We start from the raw sequence: 2,281 nt of genomic DNA, 5'->3' as shown, positions 1-2,281 counted from the left end.
CACGCACACGCATGGTGGTCGCCTGCACACCCATGCCCTCCCCGAGGGGCCGCCGAAACTGCGTGGCCTGCTTGCGATGGGGTTCGCCGGCGGTCTCGTCCCGACTCCGACCGCGGTCGTCGTACTGCTGGGCGCCGTCGCACTCGGACGCGCCTGGTTCGGCGTCGTGTTGGTCTTCGCCTACGGCGTGGGTATGGCCGTGGCGTTGGTCAGCATCGGCATTCTGCTGGACCGGGCGCACCGTCCGCTGCTGCGACGGGCCAGCGCCGCCGCTCCGAGGCTCACCGGTGTGGCCGCCCGCTGGACCCCGGTGGCCACCGCGGGTGTCATCGTCGTGGCCGGGGCGATCATTGTGCTGCGCGCGGGGGTCCAGTTCGGCATCTGACAACCCGTTGCACCACAATGGCTTCGGGCATCGTGACCGGCGCATGGGACAAGGACGGGTCTAGTGGGCAGCGACGTAACGGGCAGCGACGCAGTGGGCATCGGGACCGCGGACAGGTTGGCACTGCATGAGATCGCAGCGCGGTACGGAGATCTCATCGACGCCCGGGACTGGCCGGGTCTGGCGTACGTCTTCGCCGCGGATGCGGTTTTCGATCTCACTGACGTCGACGCTCCGCGGCTCGACGGGCTCGACGCCATCCGGCATCACATGGACGGCGCGGACCATCCGCTCGCCCACCACATCACCAACATCTATGTGACCGAGGACGGCGGCGAGCCGGTGCTGCACAGCCGTGTCCTTGGCGTCCTGCCCGACCGGCGTGCCAGTTCCGGCCAGTACACCGACGCGGTCGTCCGCACACCGGACGGGTGGCGCATCCGGCACCGGCTGTTCCAGCTGAACCGACGGCCGGCCCGATCCCCATCATCGGCCACGGCCATCGGGGGCAGTCGCGGCTGACAGGCGGGCGAGATCCGCCGGTGTGTCGATGTCGTCGGGGGAGCCGGTTCCGTCGCACGCCACCGTGACGACGCGGTCGGGGTTGGCGTGCAGCCAGGCGCGCGCGCCCACGTCACCGCGGGCATGGGCGCACACCTCGGCCCATGTCTCACGTCGTAACAACACAGGATTACGCGGTTGCCCGCCGTAGGTGGCGACCGCCGCGACCGCGCCGGACGCGTGGGCGTCGAGCAGCCGGCGTACGGCCTGCGGGCCGATCAGGGGCTGGTCGACGAGCGCAATGATCACCGCCTCGAGGGCGGTGTCGGCAACCGCATCGAGCCCGCGCCGAAGCGAGCTCCCCATCCCTTCGGCCCAGCCCGGGGCGAGGACGACCTGCGCTCCTGGCAACGTCGCGGATCTGGTGACCTCGGCCGCAGCTGCTCCGAGCACCACGAAGACCGGCGCACAGCCGCCGGCTGCGAGCAGCCGAGCCGCCCGCTCGACCAGCGGTTCGCCGTCCAGCGTGGCCAGGGCTTTGGGACCGCCGAAGCGGCGCCCTGCCCCGGCCGCCAGGACGAGCCCGCCCACACCGCCCGCCGAGGCCTCCACCATGAATGCCATCCTATGGCACCGCATCCGATTTCATTGCAGTTGGTATATATCTTCATGATTATCTATCTAATTCTTCTTCGGCTATATTCGGGTGTCATTTTCTGGATCACATCGTCGGATTCGGCTGCCGACTATATGGTCAGGAACGGTGAAAAGGTCCCTGATCAGTGCGTTTCCGCGCGGCAGTGCGCGGGAGGTCCGTGTGCCCAGCCAGCCTGGTTCGGCGCCGGTCGCCTTCCTCAGCTACGCCGACGCGGACCATGCGCGGCACGGTGCTTCCCTGGCGGAGCTCGCGGCCGCGCTCGAGGATGACATCCGAACCCGAACGGGTCACTCTTCGTTCCGAGTTTTCTGCGATCGCCGGGATCCCCGCTGGGGTGAGCTCTGGCACGAGCGGATTGCCGGTACGGCGGACCCCGCGAACGCCGCGGCCATCCTCATAGCGGTCATGACCCCTGCTTTTTTCCGGAATGCCCAGTGCCGGCATGAGCTGGAGCGTTTCCTCCAGATCGAACGGCAGCTGGCCCGTCCCGACCTCGTTGTCGCCGTCCGGTGGTCGAAGGAACTCGACCTGATTGCCGGCGGTACGACCGACCTGTTGGCACGGGCGGTAGCGCATCGGGTGTCCATGCACTGGCCACCCCCGGGCGGCGAATCACCGGCGGCGGTGCCGGTCGAGCGCTGGGCGGCAGACCTCGCTGGACGGATCAGCGTGCCGCTGGACGCCCTTGTCCGTCCGGCGATTCTCTGGCCGGACGGTATTGCGCATTATGACATCGC

The 2,281-nt window shown here is 68.8% G+C and carries 3 protein-coding genes and 1 pseudogene; 3 read left to right on the top strand and 1 reads right to left on the bottom strand.

The features are described 5' to 3' along the window. Positions 1-385: pseudogene (locus U9980_RS05530) on the top strand (high frequency lysogenization protein HflD); the annotation flags it as partial. A 63-nt stretch (positions 386-448) separates the two neighbouring features. Next, complete coding sequence (locus U9980_RS05525; RefSeq protein WP_322766963.1) at positions 449-907, top strand: nuclear transport factor 2 family protein; 459 nt, start codon at positions 449-451, stop codon at positions 905-907. Here U9980_RS05525 and U9980_RS05520 read toward each other — a convergent pair. Further along, positions 872-1,501, bottom strand: coding sequence for a nucleotidyltransferase family protein (locus U9980_RS05520; protein WP_322766962.1), 630 nt, complete (start codon positions 1,499-1,501; stop codon positions 872-874). The two genes, U9980_RS05525 and U9980_RS05520, sit on opposite strands and share 36 nt — an antisense overlap. Before the next feature lie 202 nt (positions 1,502-1,703). Between U9980_RS05520 and U9980_RS05515 the strand changes: the two genes are divergently transcribed. Then, on the top strand, positions 1,704-2,281 hold a 578-nt coding region (locus U9980_RS05515; RefSeq protein ID WP_322766961.1), incomplete at its 3' end, for a TIR domain-containing protein.

The sequence above is a fragment of the Protofrankia sp. Cr1 genome, assembly GCF_963555865.1.
In the GTDB taxonomy this organism is placed as follows: domain Bacteria; phylum Actinomycetota; class Actinomycetes; order Frankiales; family Frankiaceae; genus Protofrankia.
Note: the sequence above shows the minus strand (reverse complement) of the source record. Positions and strands in the feature narration are given on the sequence as shown.